The organism is Bradyrhizobium huanghuaihaiense, from assembly GCF_025200885.1.
Taxonomy (GTDB): Bacteria; Pseudomonadota; Alphaproteobacteria; order Rhizobiales; family Xanthobacteraceae; genus Bradyrhizobium; species Bradyrhizobium huanghuaihaiense.
In genome coordinates this window covers 9,401,317-9,424,329 of record NZ_CP104172.1, presented here as the reverse complement: position 1 = coordinate 9,424,329, position 23,013 = coordinate 9,401,317, and the positions used below count along the sequence as shown (strand labels likewise).

Sequence of the window (23,013 nt, the reverse complement as noted above, 5' to 3'; positions counted from 1 at the left end):
GGCGGGGACCCATAACCACAGGGCGGAGTTTGGGGCGAAGCTGGTAACTCCTAGTCTTCGTCAAACCTCTCCCTGTGGTTATGGGTCCCGGGCTCGCGCTGCGCGCGCCCCGGGACGACAGCCGTTGTTTGGCCGGTCGCCCTTCATACTAACGACCAACATGCAATGGGTGGGCACGCGCGGGGTTCTTCCCTAATATCCGCGCGATTTCAAAACAGAACACTGCTGGGAGCTAACAGAATGAAATCACCCCTTTTGGCCGCCGTCGCAACCTCGGCCCTGCTGCTGGCAGCGCCGGCCTCTGCGCAAGGCGTCAAGATCGGCATCCTCAACGACCAGTCCGGCGTCTATGCCGATTACGGCGGCAAATGGTCGGTCGAAGCGGCCAAGATGGCGATCGAGGATTTTGGCGGCGAGGTGCTCGGCCACAAGATCGAGCTCGTCACCGCGGACCACCAGAACAAGCCTGACCTCGCAAGCTCGATCGCGCGGCGCTGGTACGACGTCGAGAACGTCGACATGATCACGGAGCTGACGACCTCATCGGTCGCGCTCGCGATCCACGAGCTCTCCAAGGAAAAGAAGAAGGTCGACATCGTCGTCGGCGCGGCAACCTCGCGCCTCACCGGTGACGCGTGCCAGCCCTACGGCTTCCACTGGGCCTACGACACCCGCGCGCTCGGCGTCGGCACCGGCGGCGCGCTGACCAAGGCCGGCGGCGACACCTGGTTCTTCCTCACCGCCGACTACGCCTTCGGCTACGCGCTGGAGAAGGACACCAGCGAGATCGTCGCCGCCAATGGCGGCAAGGTGGTCGGCTCGGTGCGCGTGCCGCTCAACTCGTCGGACTTCTCCTCCTTCCTGCTGCAGGCGCAGAGCTCGAAGGCGAAGATCGTCGGCCTCGCCAATGCGGGCCTCGACACCACCAATTCGATCAAGCAGGCGTCCGAATTCGGCATCGTCGCCAGCGGCCAGAAACTCGCCGGCCTCTTGATGACGCTCGCCGAGGTGAACGGCCTCGGCCTGCAGGCCGCGCAAGGCCTGGTGCTGACCGAGGGCTATTACTGGGATCTCAACGACAAGACCCGCAATCTCGGCGAACGCTTCCTCAAGCGCACCGGCCGGATGCCGAGCATGATCCACGCCGGCACCTATTCGGCGACGCTGAGCTACCTGAAGGCGGTCAAGGCCGCCGGCACCAAGGATCCGGAGGCCGTCGCCAAGAAGCTGAAGGAACTCCCGGTCAACGATGACTTCGCGCAGGGCGGCAAGGTGCTCGAGAACGGCCGCATGGTCCACGACATGTATCTGTTCGAAGTCAAGAAGCCCTCGGAGTCGAAGAAGCCCTGGGACTATTACAAGCTGCTCGCCACCGTCCCCGGCGACAAGGCCTTCTTCACCGCCAAGGAAAGCGGCTGCCCGCTGACGAAGTAGGTCGGTGGGCCAAAGCTAGCGCCACAAACTCCAATGTCGTCCCGGCCTAGCGCGCAATTGCGCGCGGGGGCCGGGACCCATAACCCCAGGGAGAAGTTGTGGCGCGAGCTGGCAACTCAGAGCCTTCGCCAAATTAAATCCTGTGGCTATGGGTCCCGGCCTTCGCCGGGACGACGGCGGAATGTGTGGTGACATCGTTGCCTCACACCAACCGCAACACCACCGCGCCCAGCGCCCCCGCCCACAGCGCAATCGCGGCCAGCGCCTGGATCGCAAAGCCCGGGCCGCGTTTTGCGGCGGCCTGCGAATACCCGATGAAATAGACCATGCGGCCGATGATCCACACCGCGCCGATCGCCGCTGCAATGACATCGCTGATATAGATCGCGAACAGCCAGAGCGCCGGCAGGACAATCGGCATCCATTCCAGCGTATTCGCCTGGATGCGGAAGGCGCGCTCGAAATCCGGATGCCCCGATGTCGCCGGCACCTTGATCCCCGTCCTCGACCGCGCGCGCGAGACGTTGATGGTGACGAAGAAATAAAACGCGATCGCCAGCAGCGTGACGAGGGCGGTGAGGTGATACATCGCGAATTTCCCCAGAGCGTTTTCGAGCGAAGTGGATACCGGTTCGCGTAAAGAAAACGCGTCAAAACTGGAATCCAGACCGCGCCTCAATACCCGGTCAGCTCGAGATAGCCAACGCCGTCATGCGTGCCGGCAAAGCTGATCGGCCCTTCCCAATAGGAGAAGCCAGTCCCCATCCAGGCGTTCGGATTGAGCGGCTTGCACAGGATCGAGAACGAGCGCGAGGGGATCGCGATCTGCCACTCCACCGGCAGCTTGCGCCCCGCAACCTCCGCTGTTGCCTTAGGCATCATCTGGATATCGCCACCCGCAATCATCTGCGTCTCACCCGTGGCGCTGATCCAGTTGCCGAACGGATAATCTTTGCCATCCTTCTGCCGCAGCCGGTACAGCATCAGCTTGTCGCCGGATGCAAGATGCAGCGACAGCCAGTCCCAGCCGGTCTGGTCGGCGTCGAGCGGTTGGCTGCTCCATTCGCGGTCCATCCAGGCCTGGCCTGTGACATCGACCGGCTTGTCATCGATGCTGAGCGTGCCGCGCGCGCGGTAGAACGGCTGGCTGTAATAGTACGACGCTTGTCCGCGCTCCGACTTGCGGCTGTAGCCGCGATCGCCCTGGAGCACCACCGGACGATCGGCCTCCAGCGTCAGCGCGTAGCTGAAGTCGGTGCCGGAAGCTTTCAGCGTCAGCGGTGCCAGCGTGCGATCGTCAGTCCGCTCAGATCCCTTCATCTCCCAATCGTCGATCCAGGCCGCAAACGGCTTTGCCGTGACGCCGGCCTGCCCAATGCCGCCGCGCGAAAACACTTCGCTGAAGCGATGCGTGCCGGCGCGCGTCACCGCCGCATGCGCCATCCAGATCTGCTGATTGGCCCAGCCCTCGCCCTGCGGCCCCGGCTGGGCCGCCTGGCGAAACAGCGTCCATTGCAGGCCGCAGGCCGCGCCGCTGCTGTCGACGAGGTTCGCCGTGAGATACCACCACTCAATGCGAAACTCCGGATGCGGGCCGTGATCCCCAGGGAAGTCGAACGTCTTTCCCGGCGTAACCTTCGCGAATCCATCGGCGGTCACGCCGAGCCCGGCATATCCTTGCGCCCTCGCACGGTGTGCAACAGCGAGTGCGGCGATGCCACCGGCAAAGGCGCGCCGCGAGATTTTGTCAGCGCTCATTGGCAAACACCTTGACGAGGTTCGCCGGCTGCATCCGCGCCAACCGTAGCATCGGCAGCAGCGCGGCAAGCAGGGAGGCCAGCAGCGCGACCGCGACCAGCTCCACCAGCTGCAGCGGAAACACGTGGAACGGCAGCCGCCAGCCGAACGCTTTCACGTTCACGATCGCAATCAGGCACCACGCCACCAACAGTCCGAGCGGCACGGCCAGCAGCGCCGTGAACAGCGCGACCGACAGCGTCTTGGTCAATTCGATCGCGGCGAGGCGCGGCCGCGTCAAGCCGATCGCCCACAGCGGGGCAAGCTGCGGCAGCCGGGAATTCGCCAGCGTCAGCAGGCTGGTCAGCAGCGCGATGCCGGCGACGCCGAGCGTGAACGCATTGAGGGCCGAGGTCACCGCAAAGGTGCGGTTGAAGATGCGGATCGATTCCGCCTTCACCGTCGCCTGGTCGGCGACGCTGCGGTCGTCGAGCGCAAACTGCTTCTGCAACGCCGCGATCAGGCCGGGGATCTTGTCGTGCGCGACGATCAGGCCGATCCGTGTCTGCGGCGTCTGCGGAAAATGCCGAATCAGCGCCGCGACATTGACGGCGAGCTGGCCCTTTGGATTGCCGTAATCGGCATAGATGCCGACGATGTCGAGCTCCCAGGTCCCGCCCGGTGCCGGCACCTCGATCACGTCGCCGACGCGGACGTTGAGGCGGCGGCTCAGCTGCTCGCTGATGAAGGCGGCATTGCCCGGTACGAGTTGCGTCCATGCGCGCGGCGCGGTCTCCAGCAGAGGCCAGCGCTCGCGATAGAGCGCGTGATCGGGCAGGCCGAGCAGCTCCACCGGCTGGCCCTGAACTTGAGTCTCGGCGCGCCCGCCCGACAGGATCGCCTGCACGTCGCTGCGCTCCTTCAGCCAGTTTCGGATCGCGACGCCTTGCGCGTTATCGGAGGCGCTGATGTAGACGTCGGCCGCGAGCCGCCCGTTGAGCCAGCCGATGAAGGTGCGGCTGAAGGTTTCCACCATGGTGGACACCCCGACATTGACGGCGAGCGCCAGTAGCAGTGCCATCAGCGCAAGCGACAGCCCCGAGAGCTGCTGCCGGCTGTCCGCCCAGAACCACAGCGCGATCGGCCCGCGCGCGCTGCGCTGGCCCAGGAGCAGGATGATGTCGAGGAACGCCGGCAGGATCAGCGCAGCGCCAAGCATCAGCGCTGCCAGCACGCCAAAGCCCGCAATCAGCGACACGCCGTAATGAAGCAGCAGCAGCGCGACCGCGAACACGGCGCAGGCGGCACCGCTTTGCAGGATCAGCCAGCGGCGCTGCCGCTGCTGCCAGGCACGCGGTTGCGCCGTCGCCAGCACTGGCATCCTGATCGCCTTGATCAGGCTGGTCGCCGCCGCAACCAGCGCGCCGGCAACGCTGATGCCGATGCCGGCGAGCCACCATTCGCCGTGCAAGCTGAGCTGTCCCGGGATCTGCGCGCCATAGAGCCCGCGCAGCGAGGCCGCGACATCGGGCAACAATGCGGCCGCGATGAAATAGCCGCAGACGAGCCCGATCAGGCCTGCGACCAGCGCCAGCGCCACCAGCTCGATCACCAGCACGGTGTTGACCAGCCTTGCCGAGGCGCCGCAGGCCCGCAATGTGCGCAGCATCGGCAGCCGCTGCTCGAAGGCAAGGCCCACGGCCGAATTGACGATGAAGAGGCCGACGAAGAACGAGAGCAGGCCGAAAGCGGTGAGGTTGAGATGGAAACTGTCGGTGAGACGCTCCAGCTCCGTCTCTGCATTCGGCTCGACCCGCTGCAATTGCTCGCCGACGACGCTCGCGAGCGGCAACGGCCTGCCCTTCGGCTTGCCGATCAAGAGCCGCGAGACCTGATCCGGCTTGTTCAGCAGTCGCTGTGCCACGCCGATATCGACCACCAGCACGTCGGGCACCAGCTGCGGCAGCACGCGCAGCGGCGGCAGTTTTGCGCCGCTGCTGATTGGAGGTGTCGCGCCTTCCGTTTCCTGCAAATCGCTCAGCGTCTCCTTCGCCACCAATGTCTGGCCGGGAGGCGCAACAAAGCTGCGCAAATCCGAGGCACCAAGGCGCGGCGCATTGCCGACATCGACCGGCAGCGTCACGGGCTCGATGCCGAGCAGCCGCACCGAACGTCCGCCCACCTGGACGCGTCCCTCCAGTACCGGTGACACCGGCCAGCCGGCGCGGCGGAGTTTTACGAACAGCTCCTGCGGGAACGTCGCTGCGTTGGGCGCCACCAGCATCGCCGTGCGCACGCCGCCGAAGGTCGCCGCGGCGCGGTCATAGGCGTTGCGGGCCTGCTGGTTGATGGCCTGCACGCCGCTCCACAGCGCGGTCGCCGCGATCAGCCCGATCAGCAGCGTCGCGAACTGCATCCCGTGGCGCCGCCAATGGCTCAGGAGCACCGCGAGCACCCAGAGCGCGCGCCTCATGCGATTCGTCCCGCGTGCAAGGTGAGGTGCCGGTCGAGCGTTGCGGCCAGATGCAGGCTGTGCGTCACCATCAGGAAGCCGCAGCCGGTGCGCGTGACGAGGTCGCGCGTCAGCGCCAGCACGTCCTCGGCGGTGTCCTCATCGAGATTGCCGGTCGGCTCGTCCGCGAGCAGCAGCGACGGCTTCGTCGCCAGCGCCCGGCCGATCGCGACGCGCTGCTGCTGGCCGCCTGACAATTGCTCGGGATAACGCTTGAGCAGGCCGCCGAGCCCGAGCCGCTCGGCCAGCTCCTTGCTCCAGGCCGCGTCGTGCCGGCCGGCGATCCGCGCCTGGAAGGCCAGATTGTCGGCGACCGACAGGCTCGGGATCAGGTTGAACTGCTGGAAAACCAGGCCGATCCGGTCGCGCCGGAGCTCTGCGCGCCCCGCGTCCGACAGCTTGGTGACCTCGACGTCCTCCAGCCGGATCGAGCCGCCATCGGCGGCGTCCAGCCCCGCAATCAGGTGCAGCAGCGTGCTCTTGCCGCTGCCGGATTCCCCGGTCAGCGCGACGCGTTCGCCGGCCCTGAGGTCGAGGTCGACGCCGCGCAGCACGTGGACCGGCTCGCCGGCCGAGGAGAAGGTCTTTGAGAGGTTTCGGATGCTCAGCAAGATCAATGCGCCGTACGGAATTTAACTCAATGCTGCGTAGCACACCTGTCGTGGAATTGCCGGGGTTGCGTTGGCTTTCAAGCCGTTGTTAGCTCCCAAGACGGCCAAATCAAAAAGTGCCGACAATAAAGACATACGGGGAGAATGATGAGCGCTCAGGGAACGCCCGAAATGGGCAGGACGGCAGGGGACTCCAAGGGTTTGGCAAAGCCAACGCCAAAGGGCGCCTGGACCGTTACATTTCTCCTCTTTCTCTTCATGGTGGTGAACTTCGCGGACAAGATCGTCGTCGGTCTCGCCGGCGTGCCGATCATGACCGACATGAAGCTCAGCGCCGAGCAATTCGGCCTGCTCGGGTCGTCGTTCTTCTTCCTGTTCTCGATCTCGGCCATCGTGGTCGGCTTCATCGTCAACAAGGTGCCGACGCGCTGGGTGCTGTTGACGCTGGCGGTGATCTGGGCGCTGGCGCAGTTCCCGATGGTCGGCACCGTCTCCTTCACCACGCTCCTGATCTGCCGCATCGTGCTGGGCGCCGGCGAAGGTCCGGCCTTCTCGGTTGCCGCGCATGCGATCTACAAATGGTTCCCCGACGAGAAGCGCACGCTGCCGACCGCGATCCTGTCGCAAGGCTCGGCCTTCGGCGTCATCCTGGCGGTGCCGGCGCTGAACTGGGTCATCGTCAACCACTCCTGGCACTACGCCTTCGGCGCGCTCGGCGTCGTCGGCCTGATCTGGGTCGCGGCATGGCTCGCGCTCGGCAAGGAAGGCCCGCTGGAGGACACGCAGGTTCTCGCCGTCACCGAGCCGAAGATTCCCTATGTGCAGCTCCTGACCTCGCGCACCTTCCTCGGCTGCGTGATCGCGACGTTCGGCGCCTATTGGGCGCTGTCGCTCGGCCTCACCTGGTTCACGCCCTTCATCGTCAAGGGGCTCGGCTTCTCGCAGAGCCAGGCCGGCTTCATCTCGATCCTGCCCTGGGTGTTCGGTGCCACCATCGTCATCCTCACCGGATGGATCTCGCAGGTGATGATGGCGCGCGGCTACACCACGCGTATCTCGCGCGGCGTGCTCGGCTCCGTGCCGCTGATCATCGGCGGCCTGATCCTCGCCACGATGGGGCATGTCGAGGGCGCCGGCCTGCAGATCGCATCGCTCGTCGTCGGCTCCGGCCTGTGCGGCGCGATCTATGTCGTCTGCCCGCCGATGCTCGGCGAGTTCACCCCGGCCTCGCAGCGCGGCGCGGTGATCGCCATCTACGGCGCGCTCTACACGCTCTCGGGCATCATCGCGCCCAGTGTGATGGGCACCGTGATCCAGCGCTCCGGCAGCATGCTCGACGGCTACCTGACCGGCTTCACCATCAACGCGGTGGTGATGGTCGGCTCCGGCGTCATCGGCCTGCTGCTGCTCTGGCCGAACACGGAAAAGGCGAGGTTGACCCGTGGTGCGGCAGCGCAAGGAGCGCCGTTGAAAGGCGCGGTGTCGCCGACGTAAGGGGCGCTTAAGAAGCCTGCCACAAACACAATCGTCGTCCCGGCGAAGGCCGGGACCCATACGCCGCAGCAATCGTTTTGCGAAGACTCGGAGTTACGAGCTTCGCCCCAAACCACTCCCTGTGGTTATGGGTCCCGGCCTTCGCCGGGACGACACTGAAAGTGAGGCGCGGCTTTCGCGCCTCACATGTATCCCACAGCCCTAGCTCGCCACCCCCTGCGCCCCCCGAATCAACTTCCCCGGCCGCCGCCCCGTCGCCTCGCCATGCCGCCGCGTCACGACGCCCGACACGATCGTCGCCTCATAGCCGTCGACATCCTGCAACAGCCTGCGACCGCCGACCGGCAGGTCGTAATGCACCTTCGGCGGATGCAGGTGCAGCCGATCGTAGTCGATCAAGTTGACGTCGGCCTTGTAGCCCGGCGCGATCAGCCCGCGATCGGTGAGGCCGACCGACAAGGCCGTCTTGCGCGACTGCGCGGCGACTACGAACGGGATCGACAGCTTCTCGCCGCGCGTGCGGTCGCGCGTCCAGTGCGTCAGCAGATAGGTCGGGAAGCTCGCATCGCAGATGATGCCGCAATGCGCGCCGCCGTCGGACAGGCCCGGTACCGATTGCGGATCGATCAGCATTTCGCGCGTCGCATCGAGATTGCCGTCGGAATAGTTGAGGAAGGGCACGTAGAGCATGCCGCGGCCCTCGTCCGAGAGCATCGCGTCGTAAGCGAGCTCTTCCGGCTGCCTTCCCTGCTTGCGCGCCTGCGGTCCCAGCGCGTTCTCCGGCGGCTGCTCGTAATCGGGGGGATCGCCGAGCAAAAACATCTTGTCGTAGTTGGGCCGGAAGAACAGCGGATCGTCGGTCGCGGTCGCCGTCTCACTGAGGATCGCCTTGCGCACCTCACTCTGATGCAGCCGCGCCAGCCTCTCCCCAAGCGGCAGATGCGCGATCGCCTTGTAGCTCGGATGGGTCTGGAACGGATTGCGCGACAGTTCGAGCCCGAGCAGCAGGCCCACAGGGCGCGCCGCAATCTGCGCAGTAATGGAGAGGCCGCGCTTGGCCGCCGCATTGATCTCGTCCAGCGTCTGGCGCCAGCGATTTGGCGATTTGTCGTTCTGCGTGATCGAGAACGAGATTGGACACTTCGTTGAGTCCGCAACCCGCAGCATCATCGGCAAATCTTCGTGAATGGTGGAGAGGTCGAGCACGAATTGCAGCACGCTGCGGCCCTGCCGGTGCATGGCGCCGGCAATCGCGGTGAGCTCGTCCTCGCCGGCCTTCAGGGTCGGCGTGAAATCGCCGGTCGAGGTGCGGTGGTTGAGTGTGCGCGAGGTCGAGAAGCCGAGCGCGCCGGAGCGCACCGCCTCGCCCGCGAGCCTGGCCATCGCCGCGTTGTCTTCCGCCGTCGAGGGATCGCGGCGCGCGCCGCGCTCGCCCATGACATAGACCCGCAGCGCCGCATGCGGCAGCTGCGCGCCGACATCGATGTCGAAATCGCGCCTGGAGAGCCAGTCCATGTAATCGGGAAAGCTCTCCCAGGCCCAGGGAATGCCGGCGCTCAAGACCGGCTCGGGAATGTCCTCGACGCCTTCCATGAGCTGGATCAGCCGGGTGTGGTCGGCCGGCTTGCACGGCGCGAAGCCGACGCCGCAATTGCCCATGATCGCGGTGGTGACGCCGTTCTGCGAGGACGGCGTGATGTCCTGACTCCAGGTGACCTGCCCGTCGTAATGGGTGTGCACGTCCACGAAGCCCGGCGTCACCAGTTTTCCGCGCGCGTCGATCTCTTCTTGTCCCTTCGCAGAGACCTTGCCGACCTCGCTGATCCTGCCGCCGGTGATGGCGACATCAGCCTCGAACAGCTCGCCGCCGCCGCCGTCCGCAACAGTGCCGCCGCGGATCACGAGATCAGGGGTGCTCATGGTGTTTCTTCCCGTTTTGTTGTTTGTTTTGTCGTCCCGGCGAAGGCCGGGACCCATAGCCACAGGATTGAGTTTGGCGAAGACTGGCAATGACCAGCTCGCGCACAACTGCCTTGGTGAGTATGGGTCCCGGCCTTCGCCGGGACGACACCTGAATTTCTAACTACGCCTTGGCTTGCGCCCGCCGCTCCGTGAACGGAGAAAGCACCACCGTCGCCAGCATGAAGATCACCGACGCGCCGAACACCCAATGCGGCGCGCTCTGGTCCATGATCCAGCCGAACAGCAGCGGTGAGACGATGCCGCCGAGATTGAAGCCGGTGGAGACGATGCCGAAGGCGCGGCCCGCAGCGCCGGCAGGCGCGGCATTGCGCACCAGCATGTCCCGCGACGGCGCGATCACGCCGGAGAGGAAGCCTGCCGTCGCCATCGCGGCGGTCAGGGCCCAGCCGGGCAGCGCGACCAGCGCGATCAGCAGCACGAGTGCTGCGTTCACGGCAAAACAGGCGGCGGCGACATAGCCGTGGCGCTCGGTGTGGTCGGCGAGGAAGCCGCCGGCGAGCACGCCCGCGGCGCTGCAGCCGAGGAACGCGGTCAGCATGACGTTGGCCGAGGAGTAGGAGGCGCCATAACCGCTCATCAGCGCGACCACGCCGAAATTGTTGATGCCGGCGACCGACAGGCTGAGCAGCATGAACAGCACGGTCAGCATCATCAGCGCCGGCGTGACGACGGCCTGCTTCGGCGCGTTGTCCGCGCCGGGCTTCTTCTTGTGCGCGCCGGCATCGGGAATGTTCATGGCGATCAGCAGCAACGCCACCAGCACGGCGATCGCCCCCGACGCGATCAAAGCACCGGTGCCGCCTGATATCGTGACGAGCGCTGCGACGATCGCCGGTGCCACCGCGCCGCCGAGAAAACCCGCAAAGGTGTGAACCGAGAAGGCGCGGCCCATCCGCGCCTCGTCCATGTGCTCGGCCAGGATGGCGTAATCGGCGGGGTGATAGACGCTGTTGGCGAGCCCGAGCAGCACGGCGCAGGCGATCAGCGAGGCGTAACTCAGATGCAGGCCGAGCAGGATCAGCGCAAAGCCGCCGAGCGTCAGCCCGGCCAGCAGGATCTTGCGCGCGCCAAAATGGTCGACGAGATAGCCGGTCGGCGCCTGCGTCAGGCCGGACACCACCGCGAACACGGTCAGCGACAAGCCGAGCTCGATATAGCCGACGCCGAGCTTCTCCTTCAGGAACGGGAACAGCATCGGCAGGACCAGCAGATGGAAATGGCTGACCCAATGCGCGATCGAGATCCCCGTCAGCGTGCGCAGCGCATTGTCCGCCTTGCCTTGTTGCGGTGCGGCGAGAACGTCGACCATTGCAGTTCCGTTTCACTCCCGATGGACGGGCAAACTATCGGGGAGGGCGGTTATTTGTCCATGAACGCAGGCGCATGGCAGGTAGCGCGGGCGGGGCTCCCGTCGTCCTGGTGAAAGCCAGGACCCATTACCCCAGGGAGCCGTTTGGCGGAGGAACGTCGTCCGGTACTGCGACCGATCAAGATCGAGAGATCACGCGGTATGGGTCCTGGCTTTCGCCAGGACGACGGTTGAGAGCGTGCCAGAGCCGAGCCCCTCACAACGGCTCGTCATCCGCCCCATATCGATCACGCTTCGGCGTTGCGATGTCGCCGTCCTCGTAATCGTCGTCGTCGATGGCGCGCGGCGGCGGTGGCTTCTTCGCCTTGTCGTCCGCTGATTTGGGCGGCTCGCCCGGCTTGGCGGTCTTGTTGGCAGTCTTGGCCATGGCTGGTCCCGGATGGTGATGCTGCATCCGAATCTACCTGCACAATATGTGCGGTTCCTGACTTATCTCAAGGGACGCGACGAGACCGTCAGTGCACGATCGGCCCGCCCGCCTTCTTCCAGGCATCGATGCCGCCGGCGATATGGGCGGTGTTGAGCAGGCCAGCGTCCTTGGCAGCCGCGACCGCCATCGCCGAGCGTTCGCCGAAGGCGCAGAAGAACACCACGCGGCGCCCCGTGGCGGCCGCGACCTCGCGCAGCATGCCGCCGGGCTTGAGGCTCTCCTCGACCGAGGGATAGGGCGTGTGCAGCGCGCCTTCGAGCATGCCGTGCTTCATCCGCTCATTGGTCTCGCGCAGATCCACCAGCAGGATGTCGGGCCGGTGGAGCGAGCGGATCGCCTCGACCGCGCTGAGCGCGCGGCCCTCCTTCTCCAGTTCCTCCTGATGCAGGCCGACCCGCATGTTGGCGGGCACGGCCACGTCCATCATCTTCGGGTTGGGCAGCTTCAGGTTCGCCATCAGCTCGATATATTCGTCGACCGAGCGCACCTGGAGCCGCGGGTTGTAGCGCTTCTCCTCGCCGATGGTGGAGACGGTGTCGCCCTTGTAGTCATGCGCCGGAAACACCATCGTCTCGTCGGGTAGCTTGAGCAGGCGATTGAAGATCGACTCGTACTGCGCGCGCGACGAGCCGTTCTGGAAATCGGTGCGGCCGGTGCCGCGGATCAGTAGCGTGTCGCCAGTGAAGACGCGGTCGCCCATCAAATAGGAATAGGAATCGTCGGTGTGGCCCGGCGTGTACATCACGTCGAGCGACAGGCCCTCGATCGTCACCTTGTCGCCGTCCGCGACCCGCATCGCCACTACGTCGGCCTTGGTCTGGTCGCCCATCACGGTCATGCAATGAGTGCGGTCGCGCAACTCGCCGAGTCCGGTGACGTGGTCGGCATGCAGATGCGTGTCGACTGCCTTGACCAGCTTGAGGTCGAGCTCGCGCAGCAGCTGGCAATAGCGATCGACCTTCTCCAGCACGGGATCAAGGATCAGCGCCTCGCCGCCGGGGCGGCTGGCGAGGACGTAGCTGTAGGTGCCCGAAACGCTGTCGAAGAGCTGGCGGAAGATCATGGCAGGACCCGGCTTGGAACTGATGTCCAAGATTCTACTACGGCATGGGTCGGAAAGAGAAGCAATTCACTGTGTGAATGGTAATATTTGGAAGATTTTTATTCCCCGCGAAGCGAGGACAGGCGCCACACACTCAGTGTCGTCCCGGCGCAGGCCGGGACCCATACCGCGTTATCCTTCGGGAGGGGCGGTGAGAGTACCGAACGACGGATCTTCGCCAAACTCCTGCCTGGGAGTATGGGTCCCGGCCTTCGCCGGGACGACAGCGGAGGGTGTAGCCAAGACTACGGCCGCACCACCGTGTACCCGTTCTCCGCCAGGAACAGGATCTGCCCGACCCCCACCTGCACCGGCGTCGCGCCCGGGATGAACTCCGGCCGCTTGCCGGTCTCGCGCTCGAGCGTGTCCACCGTGTTGAGGCAGATGTCGAAGCGCACGCCCTGGGCGATCAGGCTTTCGACCTGCTTGCGGCGCTCGCTGCCAGCGAGCAGCAAATCGATGCCGGGGCCGAACGCCACCACCTCGATCGCGACCTTGTCGGGATCGTAGGCCTTCAGCAGATTGTTGGCGACGCTCAGCACCAGCGCCTGCTTTTTCGCATCGCCGTCGGAGAGCTGGAGCACGATCTTGTGCTCGGCGAACGGCTTGTCCTGGGGCGGCACCTGCTGCGCCGACGCCGGCAGCATCGCGGCCCAGCCCAGCAGCGCCAGCAGCATCGCGCGAAGCGCCTGCAACCGCATCATTCTATCCCGCAATGCCCGGGTTGCCGTCGACACCTTTCAGCGCGATGCCGGTGCCGAGCCGCTCCTGAAGCATCCGGCCCGAGCGCAGATATTTGCCGACGACGTCCCACACCGGTGCGCCCTGCCGGCCGTTGACCGAGGCCCAGCCTGCCACCTTGTAGCGGTGGCTGGCGCTGATCGCCTTGCCGCCATCGAGCCTCAGCTCCGAGATGCGGCTGCCGATCGCATCCGTCGGCGTGCAGGTGTAGCTGAGCCCGCCGGCGCGCACCATGTCGCCGCCCTGCTGGTAATAGGGATCGGCGTTGAAGAGATTGTCGCAGACATCTTCCAGCACGGTCTTGATCTCTGCGCCGGTCATCTCCTGCACGTAGGTCTCGGGATAGGTGATCGCGGTTTCCGCGAGCAGATCCTCCATGGTCAGCGCCTGGCCCGACAGCGCGGTGACGCCCCAGCGGAAGCCCGGCGACAGCGCGATCTCGGCATCGAGCTCGGTGCGCAGCGCGGTGCAGATCACCTCGTCCATGGGGCCGGTGAAATTGCCGCGGCGATAGAGCAGGCGGTCGGGCGTCGCGATCTTCTCCGACCAGTCGGAGACATGCGGCGCGCGAACCCGTCCGATCAGCTCGGCCATCGCTGGATCGGGCTTCAGGAGCTCCGAATAGACCGGCAACAGGCGATACCTGACGTCGCTGACCTTGCCCTTGTCGAGCGCGAGATCGAGCACGCCCAAAAATTTTCCGTTGGAGCCGGCATTGGTGACCAGCGTGGTGCCGCCCGCGTTCTTCACGGCGATCGGCTGCGGCACGGCATCATGGGTGTGTCCGCCGAGGATGACGTCGATGCCGCTGACGCGGCTGGCGAGCTTGAGGTCGACGTCCATGCCGTTGTGCGACAGCAGGATGACGGCATCGACCTTGTCGGTGCCGCGCAAGGCATCGACATGCTTCTGCAGCTCCTCCTCGCGGATGCCGAAGGTCCAGTCCGGCGTGAAGCGCTTGGGATGCGCGATCGGGACGTAAGGGAAGGCCTGGCCGACGATCGCGACGCGATGACCGCCGAGCTCCTTGATGAAAGAGGGCTTGAACACGCGCCCGGTCGCGGGGTCGAAGGCGCGGGCGTCGTTGAACGCGGCTTCCTCGGTCAGGAACACGTTCTGCGCCAGAAATTCGCCCTTGAAGCGCTCGAGATTGTCGCGCAGCACCTGCTCGCCATAGGTGAATTCCCAATGCCCGGTCATCGCCTCGATGCCGAGCAGATTGGCGACCTCCACCATGTCGCGGCCCTGCATGACGTTGGCGAGCCCGGTGCCCTGCCAGAGGTCGCCGCCGTCGACGAGCAGCGAATCCTTCTCGCCGACATCGCCGCGCAGGCGGTCGACCAGGGTCTTCAGATGGGCAAAGCCGCCGAGCTTGCCGAAGCGGCCCGCGGACTTCTCGAACTCGAAGCAGGTGAAGGCATAGGCATCGGCGCTGTCGGGCCTGATGCCGAACCGTTCCAGGAAGGCGCGTCCGACCAGATGCGGCGGCCGTCCCGCCATCTCACCGATGCCGATATTGACGCTGGGTTCGCGGAAATAGACCGGGTTGAGCTGCGCATGCGCGTCGGTGATGTGCAGGATCCGCGCATTGCCGAACCGTTCGAGCTCGTAAATGCTTGCGGTCTCAGTGCCGCGCGCAAGCCGGGGCAGGCTGAGCGATGCGGCGGCAAGACCTGCCCCCTTCAGGAAATCGCGGCGGCGGATGGCCATCTCGAATCTCGAATTCTCCGCGCCCCTTCAACGACGGTCCGACAGTTCCAATAGGCCCAGTCTAGCGGATTTCCATCGCCTTCCAGGCTTCTTTTTCGGACGTCGCCTGGAAGATCGACGCCTTCGCCAGCGCTTCGGCTTCCTTGGCTGCGGCCAGCGCGCGGTCGAAATCGCCGCCGTCGGCCGCCTTCTTGGCGGCTGCCAGCGCAGATACGGTCACGGTCCACTGGTTGCGCATGCCGGCTGCCTCCTTGGAGGCGGCCTCGGCGGCGGCATAGGCCGCCTTGTAGTCCGCCTCGTTTGCCGCGCGCGCGGATGGCGCAAGGCTCAGGGCGACCAGCATGGCGAGAGGAAGTGACAGCTTCATGGCCGCGCTCCCGGTCCCGAAATCGGCAGGCCGTTGGCGACGTAGGACAGGAAATATTCGACGTCGCGATATTCATCCGCCTGCGGCTCCAGCGGAACCGCGCGGGTCTGGCTGTTGCAGGTGACGAAGCGGCGGCTGGTCGTGCCCATGCCGCTCCATTCGGAGCGGTAGATCGGCATCGCGTTCAAGATGCCGAGCGCCGGCGCCAGGATCTCGGCGCGGATGCGCTCGCCCGGGCTCTGCACATGGCAGCTCGCGCAGGAGAAATTCATCTGGCCGCGGCGTGTGTAGAAATAGCGCTTGCCGTTCTCGAACGCCGCGAGCGCACGGGGATCATCGGGGATCTTGATGTCCATCAGCTTGCCGCGCGAGGTGTAGGCCATGTAGGCGGTCAGTGAGGCCATCTCGTCCTTGACGTAGGAGTAGGGTGCTTCGCCATTGGCCTCGCGGCAGCGGTTGAGCGCGAGCTCCAGCGTGACGACCTTGCCTTCCTTCTCGTCAAAATAGGGATAGTTCTGGCGGATGCCGATGCCGCCGTTCGGGAAACAGTCGGCATAGGACTTGCCGTTCTTGAACGGGGTCGAGAACATCTCCTTGCCGGCATCGAGCGCGAACTCGTAAGGTGGGAATTCCTCCTTCTCCTGCCACTGCCGCTTCATGTCCTCGTTCATGGAATAAGGACCGTTGACGAAATCCTCGTGCTTCACGTTCGGAAACTTCTGGAAGAAGAAATTCTGAAACGCTTTTGCGTCGGCGACAGGGTCGACCTTGTCGGCCGCAACCACGCCTGCAGAAGTCAGCACGAACGCGACCAGCGCGGCGCTGAGCGGGCCAAGCAGGAGGGGGATGCGGGGCTTCATCACGCGATCTTCGCGGAGATCGTGTCCGAGCCGCCCTTGTTGTCGGTCCAGGAGATCTTGAGCTCGTCGCCCTTCTTCGCGCCCTTGAAGCTGAACTTGACATAGGGGTCCTTGGAGACCGCGGTGCCCCAATCGGCGACGAACACGTCCTTGCCGTTACATTCGAACTTCAGCTGCTGGATGAAATGCGCAGGGATCACCTCGCCCTTGGAATCCTTGACGAGGCCGGTGTCCATGGGGTGCTGGATCAGCGCCTGCACCTCGGTGATGTCGCCGTTGGATGTTGCGCGCACGCGAATGCTGGATGCCATGTCGAACTGCCTCGCTTAACCGCCGCACCCGCCGACGGTGACCTTCACTTCCTTGGTCGCACTGTAGAGCTTGCCGTCGGCTTCCACGATCGCGGTCACGTTGGTGGTCTTGGCCATCTTCAGCCGGTTGGCAACACCAGGCAGCGTGCCATCAGGAATTTTGTAGGAAGCGGCCAGCGCGAACGGGTTCTCGGCGACGAAGAACGAGATCGAGGTCACCTTGTCGAGCGTCGTCGTCACCGAGATCGGCACCACGCCGCCATTCTCGGCAATCTCGGGAGCGTCGAGCTTGACCTTGTCCGAGGGCTCGGCGGTCTTGCCGTAGAGCGCCTTGATCGCGTCCGCCTCGTTCTTCAGCTTGAACGCCTCGTCCGGATATTTGTCGTTGGCTGCGGCGTGCGCGGGTGCGGCTGTGAACGGCAGATTGCCGAGGCCGAGCAGCGCGACGGAGGCCGCGCCCTGAAGGATCAGGCGCCGCGTCGGATGAGGGCCGGTGGTCGTGGTCATCTCGGGTCTCCTGGGCCGCCGGCCGTTACAGGGTCTGCAGGAAATCAACGATCGCGCTGATCTCCTGTTCGGTCAAAATCCGGTTCCGGCCGAACGGCGGCATCATGGTCTGGGGATTGCGCTTGGTCTCGTCGAAGATGATCGCCACCAGCTCGTTGCGATCAGGGTATTTTGATTTGATGTCCTTCAGCTCGGGGCCGATCGTTCCCGGCAGGTCGCCGCCCTTGATGACGTGGCAGGTCAGGCAATTGCCCTTGCCGCGGTCGAAGGCGAGCTTTTGGCCCTCAGTCACGGCGGATTGCGCCCGCGCCGGGCTGGCGAGGCCGGCGGCGATGGCCAGCAGGATGAACAGGACGGGCGTCCGGACAAGAGCGGTCAAGGCGTCATTCCGAGGCGTTATGGCGATGATCTCGATCGCGGAAATAGGAGCGTTCCAAAGCACAAAGGGCCGCCCCTGACAATCAGGACTATGCACGCGGCTAAATGGAGTTAATATCTTCCGCATTGCAACTGAAGAGATTATTTGTTCGGTCGATTTGGCCCCAGGAGTCCCCAGGCGTTAAGATCGTGGGTGCGGGCCGGCTGTTTCGAGGCGTTTGGGCGCTCATCCTGTTTTCATCGCGTTCTCGTTTTTTCAAGGGGACCTCACTTGGCTGAATATGTCGTCGAATTTGGCAGGGACGGCGGACGGGTCGAGCCCGACGGCCGGCTCGATGCGCCGGCCTTTCATCGCAATCACGAGCCGATCTGGGCGGCGCTGGAGAAGCATCTGGCTGGGCTGACCGGCAATGTGGTCGAGGTCGGCAGCGGAACCGGCCAGCACGTGGTCCATTTTGCCCGGCATACGCCCGGCCTGATCTGGTGGCCCAGCGATCTCAACCAGCGGCATGTGAAGAGCATCGAGGCCTGGCGCGTCCATTCGGGCCTGCAGAACATCCGCTCGCCGTTGCGGATCGACCTTACCGATCCCGACTGGTGCCCGGAGATGAAGAGCGGACAGGGGCCGAGCAGCCTTGCCGCCGTGTTCTGCGCCAATGTCATCCACATCGCGCCGTGGACCGTGGCCGAAGGCCTGTTCGCCGGCGCCGGACGATACCTGCGCGCCGACGGCAAGCTGTTCCTCTATGGCCCGTTCAAGCGCGACGGCAAGCACACCGCGCTCAGCAACGCCGTGTTCGACACCTCGTTGCGCGAAGGCAATCCCGACTGGGGCGTGCGCGACATCGGCGACGTCGAGAAGCTGGCGAAGGCGGCAGGCCTTCGCCTCGTCGACACGATCGAGATGCCCGCGAACAATCTGACGCTGGTGTTTGCGCGAAGCTGAGGAGGCGGCGCGCTCCCTCCCCCGCTTGCGGGGGGGGGTTGGGGAGAGGGTGCTTCCGCAAGCGAGAACCCCCAAGAGGAGAAAGCCCTCACCCGCCGCGCGGGACGATGCTGCGCATCGCCCGGGCGCGTCGACCTCTCCCGCAAGCGGGAGAGGTAACTCATCCCGCATGCCGTGCGACGAATTCGGAAATGAGAGCTGTCGTCTCTGCCGGGCGCTCCAGGCTCGGCAGATGCGCTACGCCGGGCATTTCACGCCCTTCCGCGCCCGGCACGACCGCGGCGACAGCGGTCCTGAACGTAGGGGAAGTCGAGGTCGCCCCACGTTACGAGTGTCGGCACGGCGACATCGCCGAGCCGGTCGAAGAAGGGCCGAATGTCGACATCCGTTCCGAACGGCGGCGAGCGAAGCGCGATGCCGTTCATGTCGAGGAACAGATCGCGCGCGGGACCTGTGACGCGGCCTTCGTTCGCCAGCGCTCCATCCAGCAGGAGGCGCGCCTTCAACGCGTTCAACCGATCGAGATCGCCGGATGCCTCCGCCTCTTTCGATTGCGCCATCAGACTTGCGATGTCGGGCGTGTAGGTCGGATCCGGCGCGCCGGCGACATTGGGGGCGATCAGGACGAGCGCACGAACGCGCGACTTGTGACGGATGGCGGCATCGAGTGCGATGCGGCCGCCGAGGGAGCAGCCGACGAGAATTGCGGGCTTGCCGTCTGCGGTCGCCTCCAGCACCGCCATCAGGTCCGACAGGGCGGAAAAGTTTTCCGGCTCGGCACACGTTTCGCCGAACCCGCGCCGGTCATAGGCGATCGCCTTGTGGGTGGCGCCGATCGCATCCAGTTGGGCGCGCCACATGCGCCGGTCGCACACATTGGCATGAAGAAAGACAATTGCGGTGCCGTCGCCCACGATTTCGGTCGCGAGCCTGGCGCGACCAGACGCAATGAATGGCATGTTCGTCCCCTCAGCCTTCGCCGTCCTTCCAGCCGATCTTCTCTTTCAAGAACCGGAAGCCGAGCACCTCGAAACCGGCGCGCTCCCTGTTGTCCTTGCCGTAGCCATGGCCGCCTGCGGCCGGCTCGTAGAACCAGGCCTCATGGCCCATCGCCTGGAGCTTGGCCGCCATCTTGCGCGCATGGCCGGGGTGGACGCGGTCGTCGCGCCGCGTCGTCGCGATCAGGATCGGCGGATAGGCCTGGCCGGCGTTGACGTTGTGATAGGCGGAGTAGGTCTTCAGCCACTCCCACTCCTCCGGCTTGTCGGGATCGCCATATTCCGCGATCCAGCTCGCGCCGGCGAGCAGCTTTGTGTAGCGGCGCATGTCGATCAGCGGGATGGTGCAGAACAATGCGCCGAAGCGCTCGGGGTAGCGCACCAGCATGTTGGTGATGAGAATGCCGCCGTTCGATCCGCCTTGCGCGGCGATGCGCTTCGCGCTCGTCACGCCGCGGCGGACGAGGTCGGCGGCGACGGCCGCGAAATCGTCATGCGACAGCTTCTTGCCGGCGAGGCGCCCGGCATCGTGCCAGCGCGTGCCGAACTCGCCGCCGCCGCGCAGATTCGCCTGCACCGTGGTGCCGCCGCGCTCCAGCCACAGCTTGCCGAGCGAGGCGTTGTAGTACGGCTTCACGGCGACGGCGAAGCCGCCATAGGCGCTCATGAAGACCGGCGCATCGCCGGTCTCTTTTGCGGGGCCGGTCAGCACATAGGGAATGCGCTCGCCGTCAACAGAGATCGCCTCGTGCTGCGTCACGACGAGGCCGTCGGCGGTGAACGTCTTCGGCGCCTGCTTCAGCACGGTCGGGCTTGCGACGCCGCGCGCGATCAGCAGCAGCGACGGCGGCGTCAGCGGGTCCTGCACATTGGCGAGCAGATCGCCGTTGCTTTCGGACGGATGCCGATCGAGCGCCCAGACGTCGACGACGCCGATCTGCGGCAGGCCGGGAAGCGTCTCGCGGCTCCAGCCCGTAGCGGATGGCGTCCAGATCTCGAATTGCGGTTTGAGTTCGTCGAGAATCGACAGCACCAGCTTTCCTGCGGCCCAGAACAGGCCTTGCAAGGCGCGCCGCGGCGCAGGCTCGAACAGGACGACAAAATCGCGGCTGCCGGCGAGGAACGCGGAGAGCGAGATGCCGAGCACGGTGTCGGTGGCATAGGCGCGGCCTCCGGCCGTCCAGTCCTTGCGCAGCTTGATCGCGAACCAGTCGCCATGCGCCTGCATCCAGACGCCGGTCGGCAGGTCGAGCTTCGTCATCGTGCCGGCGGCATCGCGCAGCCAGATGGCGTGATTGAAGAAGTCGATCTGGTCGATGATCCAGGTGCGCGGCGCAGGTCCCGTGTCATCGACGCCGCCGTAGATCACCATGTGATCGTCCGTGGTCTCCGCGATCACCTCGGCCTGTTCGACCTTCTGGCCGCGCCGCCACAGGCGAACCGTTCGCGCATATCCCGAGCTCGTCGCCATGTCATTGCCATGGGCGCTCGACAGCAGCAGCGTGTCGGCATCGAGCCAGTCGACGCCGCCCTTGGCCTCCGGCAGCCTAAAGCCGTCCGCAACGAAGCTCCTGGTGGCGAGGTCGAACTCCCGCAGGGTGACGGCGTCGCTGCCGCCACGCGACAGGCTCAGGATGGCGCGCGAGCTGCCGGGCATCGTGGCGATCCCGCTCAGCAGCCAGTCCTCGCCTTCCTTTGCCGCGAGCTGGTCGATATCCAGCATGGTCTCCCACACTGGTGCGGCTTTGCGAAATTCCGCCAGCGTCGTTCGCCGCCACAGGCCGCGCGGATTGCCGGCGTCCTTCCAGAGATTGTGCAGGTCGGTGCCGCGGCGGCTGACATAGGGAATGTTGTCGGGACGATCATAGATCGCCGCGAGGGTATCGCGATCGCGCGCGAAGGCCGCGCCGCCGAACGCTTGAAGCGTCAGCTCGTTCTGCCGCTCGACGAAATCGAGCGCCTGCCTGCCTTCGATCTCCTCCAGCCACAGCCAGGGATCGTCGTCGGGAGCGCTGAGCGTGGGCCTGTCGTCGACGGACATGAACGAAACTCCGTAAAATTCGCGGCGGATAGGATTTGATCGAGCGCAAGCCGTCAAGGGCGCGCGTCGCTATCATCCAACTGATTGCGTCAGAGGCATGGCCCGCGCCCGTTTGCGTCGGTTGCCCGTCCTTCCGCGCCCCTCCATAGTGCCGGGAATCAACAAGGCCCTCGAAAGCCTCAAATGCCCTTGGGGCGGAAGTGCCGATGCTGGACGTAACTGCAGCCAATGAGATCGCCGCCGATGCCCGCGTGCGTGCCAATGTGGTGCGCCTTGCCGCCGCGCAGGCGCTGACCGGCGCCAACTCGGCGGTCATTTTCGCCACCGGCGCGATCGTCGGCGCCACGCTTGCGCCCGACATGTCGTTCGCCACCGTGCCGATCTCGATGTATGTGGTGGGGCTTGCCGCCGGCACGCTGCCGACCGGCGCGATCTCGCGCCGCTTCGGCCGCCGCGCCGCCTTCATCACCGGCACGGGTCTCGGTACGTTCACCGGCTTGCTCGGCTCGTTCGCGATCCTGCGCGGCTCGTTCGCGCTGTTTTGTCTGGCGACCTTCCTCGGCGGCCTCTACGGCGCCGTTGCACAGTCCTATCGCTTCGCGGCCGCCGATGGCGCCAGCGCGGCGTATCGCCCCAAGGCGGTGTCCTGGGTCATGGCCGGCGGCGTGTTCGCCGGCGTGCTCGGTCCGCAGCTCGTGCAATGGACCATGGACGTCTGGCAGCCTTATCTGTTCGCCTTCAGCTTCCTGGTGCAGGCCGCCGTAGCCTTGGTCGCGATGGGCATCGTCGCCGGCGTCGATATGCCGAGGCCCGCTCCCGCCGATCTGCATGGCGGCCGGCCGCTGCTCACCATCGTCAGCCAGCCGCGCTTCATCGCGGCGGCGCTGTGCGGCGTGATCGCCTATCCCATGATGAATCTGGTGATGACCTCGGCGCCGCTCGCCATGAAGATGTGCGGCCTCAGCCTTTCCGATTCCAATTTCGGCATTCAGTGGCACATCGTCGCGATGTACGGTCCGAGCTTCTTCACCGGCGCGTTGATCGCCCGCTTCGGCGCGCCGAAGATCGTCGCCGCCGGCCTCCTGCTGGAAGCGGGCGCCGCCACCATCGGCCTCTCCGGCATCACGGCGATGCATTTCTGGGCCACGCTGATTGTGCTCGGTGTCGGCTGGAATTTCTCCTTCATCGGCGCCTCCGCGCTGGTACTGGAGACGCACCGCCCGCAGGAGCGCAACAAGGTCCAGGCCTTCAACGATTTCCTGGTGTTCGGCATGATGGCCATCGGCTCGTTCTCCTCCGGGCAATTGCTCGCCAATTACGGCTGGTCCGCGGTGAACATGGTGGTGTTCCCGCCTGTTATGCTCGGCCTTGCCGTGCTCTCGCTGGTCTCCTGGGCGAAGCGCCGCAAGGCGCGGCTCGAGGCGGCGATGGGTGAGTTCCCCGACGCGGTCTAGATTGGCGGGAGGCTGTCAGCAGTGTCGA

Annotated in this window: 21 protein-coding genes; 4 read left to right on the top strand and 17 right to left on the bottom strand. The window is 65.5% G+C overall.

Annotation, left to right across the window (positions count from 1 at the left end; genetic code table 11):
- Nucleotides 1-240 precede the first annotated feature (240 nt).
- Complete coding sequence (locus tag N2603_RS43920; protein WP_260387099.1) at nt 241-1,434, top strand: ABC transporter substrate-binding protein; 1,194 nt, start codon at nt 241-243, stop codon at nt 1,432-1,434.
- A 202-nt stretch (nt 1,435-1,636) separates the two neighbouring features.
- On the opposite strand, the gene N2603_RS43915 is transcribed toward N2603_RS43920, so the two are convergent.
- From N2603_RS43915 to N2603_RS43900, 4 genes are all read right to left on the bottom strand, one after another.
- Nucleotides 1,637-2,023, bottom strand: coding sequence for an MAPEG family protein (locus N2603_RS43915; protein ID WP_260387098.1), 387 nt, complete (start codon nt 2,021-2,023; stop codon nt 1,637-1,639).
- Nucleotides 2,024-2,109: 86 nt separating this feature from the next.
- On the bottom strand, nt 2,110-3,192 hold the full coding sequence (locus N2603_RS43910) for a lipocalin-like domain-containing protein (protein ID WP_260387097.1): 1,083 nt from the start codon (nt 3,190-3,192) through the stop codon (nt 2,110-2,112).
- Entirely contained in the window at nt 3,182-5,644 is a 2,463-nt protein-coding gene (locus N2603_RS43905; RefSeq protein ID WP_260387096.1) for an FtsX-like permease family protein, read from the bottom strand. The genes N2603_RS43910 and N2603_RS43905 overlap by 11 nt, the downstream gene beginning before the upstream one ends.
- Nucleotides 5,641-6,294 (bottom strand): ABC transporter ATP-binding protein, encoded by a 654-nt coding sequence (locus N2603_RS43900; protein WP_260387095.1) that lies wholly within the window; start codon nt 6,292-6,294, stop codon nt 5,641-5,643. Before N2603_RS43900 ends, N2603_RS43905 begins: the two co-directional genes overlap by 4 nt.
- A 147-nt stretch (nt 6,295-6,441) precedes the next feature.
- Between N2603_RS43900 and N2603_RS43895 the strand changes: the two genes are divergently transcribed.
- Nucleotides 6,442-7,788 carry an MFS transporter gene (locus tag N2603_RS43895; protein WP_425248968.1) on the top strand — a complete coding sequence of 449 codons (1,347 nt, stop codon included), beginning with the start codon at nt 6,442-6,444 and terminating at the stop codon, nt 7,786-7,788.
- Nucleotides 7,789-7,989: 201 nt separating this feature from the next.
- Here the strand turns inward: N2603_RS43895 and N2603_RS43890 are convergent, their stop codons facing one another.
- The 11 genes from N2603_RS43890 to soxX form a co-directional block, all read right to left on the bottom strand.
- Nucleotides 7,990-9,708, bottom strand: a complete 1,719-nt coding sequence (locus N2603_RS43890; RefSeq protein ID WP_260387093.1) for an N-acyl-D-amino-acid deacylase family protein — start codon at nt 9,706-9,708, stop codon at nt 7,990-7,992.
- Between the two features lie 163 nt (nt 9,709-9,871).
- Nucleotides 9,872-11,080, bottom strand: coding sequence for an MFS transporter (locus N2603_RS43885; RefSeq protein ID WP_260387092.1), 1,209 nt, complete (start codon nt 11,078-11,080; stop codon nt 9,872-9,874).
- 256 nt (nt 11,081-11,336) lie between these two features.
- The gene (locus N2603_RS43880; RefSeq protein ID WP_035666839.1) at nt 11,337-11,507 is read right to left on the bottom strand and encodes a hypothetical protein; all 171 of its coding nucleotides are present in this window, start codon (nt 11,505-11,507) and stop codon (nt 11,337-11,339) included.
- A gap of 88 nt (nt 11,508-11,595) precedes the next feature.
- The gene (locus tag N2603_RS43875) at nt 11,596-12,633 is read right to left on the bottom strand and encodes an MBL fold metallo-hydrolase (RefSeq protein ID WP_026312210.1); all 1,038 of its coding nucleotides are present in this window, start codon (nt 12,631-12,633) and stop codon (nt 11,596-11,598) included.
- Nucleotides 12,634-12,917: 284 nt separating this feature from the next.
- The gene (locus N2603_RS43870) at nt 12,918-13,376 is read right to left on the bottom strand and encodes a DsrE family protein (protein ID WP_260387091.1); all 459 of its coding nucleotides are present in this window, start codon (nt 13,374-13,376) and stop codon (nt 12,918-12,920) included.
- A 1-nt stretch (nt 13,377) separates the two neighbouring features.
- Nucleotides 13,378-15,123 carry a thiosulfohydrolase SoxB gene (gene soxB / locus N2603_RS43865; protein WP_260387090.1) on the bottom strand — a complete coding sequence of 582 codons (1,746 nt, stop codon included), beginning with the start codon at nt 15,121-15,123 and terminating at the stop codon, nt 13,378-13,380.
- 61 nt (nt 15,124-15,184) lie between these two features.
- Entirely contained in the window at nt 15,185-15,490 is a 306-nt protein-coding gene (locus N2603_RS43860) for a hypothetical protein (RefSeq protein ID WP_260387089.1), read from the bottom strand.
- Nucleotides 15,487-16,350, bottom strand: a complete 864-nt coding sequence (gene soxA, locus N2603_RS43855; protein ID WP_260387088.1) for a sulfur oxidation c-type cytochrome SoxA — start codon at nt 16,348-16,350, stop codon at nt 15,487-15,489. The genes N2603_RS43860 and soxA overlap by 4 nt, the downstream gene beginning before the upstream one ends.
- Complete coding sequence (gene soxZ / locus N2603_RS43850) at nt 16,350-16,661, bottom strand: thiosulfate oxidation carrier complex protein SoxZ (RefSeq protein ID WP_260387087.1); 312 nt, start codon at nt 16,659-16,661, stop codon at nt 16,350-16,352. The genes soxA and soxZ overlap by 1 nt, the downstream gene beginning before the upstream one ends.
- Before the next feature lie 15 nt (nt 16,662-16,676).
- A complete protein-coding gene (gene soxY / locus N2603_RS43845) occupies nt 16,677-17,168 on the bottom strand; it encodes a thiosulfate oxidation carrier protein SoxY (RefSeq protein ID WP_260387086.1) in 492 nt (163 codons plus the stop codon).
- Nucleotides 17,169-17,193: 25 nt separating this feature from the next.
- Nucleotides 17,194-17,547, bottom strand: coding sequence for a sulfur oxidation c-type cytochrome SoxX (soxX, locus tag N2603_RS43840; protein ID WP_018644437.1), 354 nt, complete (start codon nt 17,545-17,547; stop codon nt 17,194-17,196).
- A gap of 270 nt (nt 17,548-17,817) precedes the next feature.
- On the opposite strand from soxX, the gene N2603_RS43835 reads away from it, so the two are divergent.
- Nucleotides 17,818-18,492, top strand: a complete 675-nt coding sequence (locus N2603_RS43835; protein ID WP_260387085.1) for a DUF938 domain-containing protein — start codon at nt 17,818-17,820, stop codon at nt 18,490-18,492.
- Nucleotides 18,493-18,743: 251 nt separating this feature from the next.
- Here the strand turns inward: N2603_RS43835 and N2603_RS43830 are convergent, their stop codons facing one another.
- Together N2603_RS43830 and N2603_RS43825 are read right to left on the bottom strand one after the other, a co-directional pair.
- Nucleotides 18,744-19,451, bottom strand: coding sequence for an alpha/beta fold hydrolase (locus N2603_RS43830; protein WP_260387084.1), 708 nt, complete (start codon nt 19,449-19,451; stop codon nt 18,744-18,746).
- Between the two features lie 10 nt (nt 19,452-19,461).
- A complete protein-coding gene (locus N2603_RS43825; RefSeq protein ID WP_260387083.1) occupies nt 19,462-21,531 on the bottom strand; it encodes a prolyl oligopeptidase family serine peptidase in 2,070 nt (689 codons plus the stop codon).
- Between the two features lie 206 nt (nt 21,532-21,737).
- Between N2603_RS43825 and N2603_RS43820 the strand changes: the two genes are divergently transcribed.
- Nucleotides 21,738-22,985: an MFS transporter gene (locus N2603_RS43820; protein ID WP_260387082.1), complete on the top strand. Its 1,248-nt coding sequence runs from the start codon at nt 21,738-21,740 to the stop codon at nt 22,983-22,985.
- Nucleotides 22,986-23,013 lie beyond the last annotated feature (28 nt).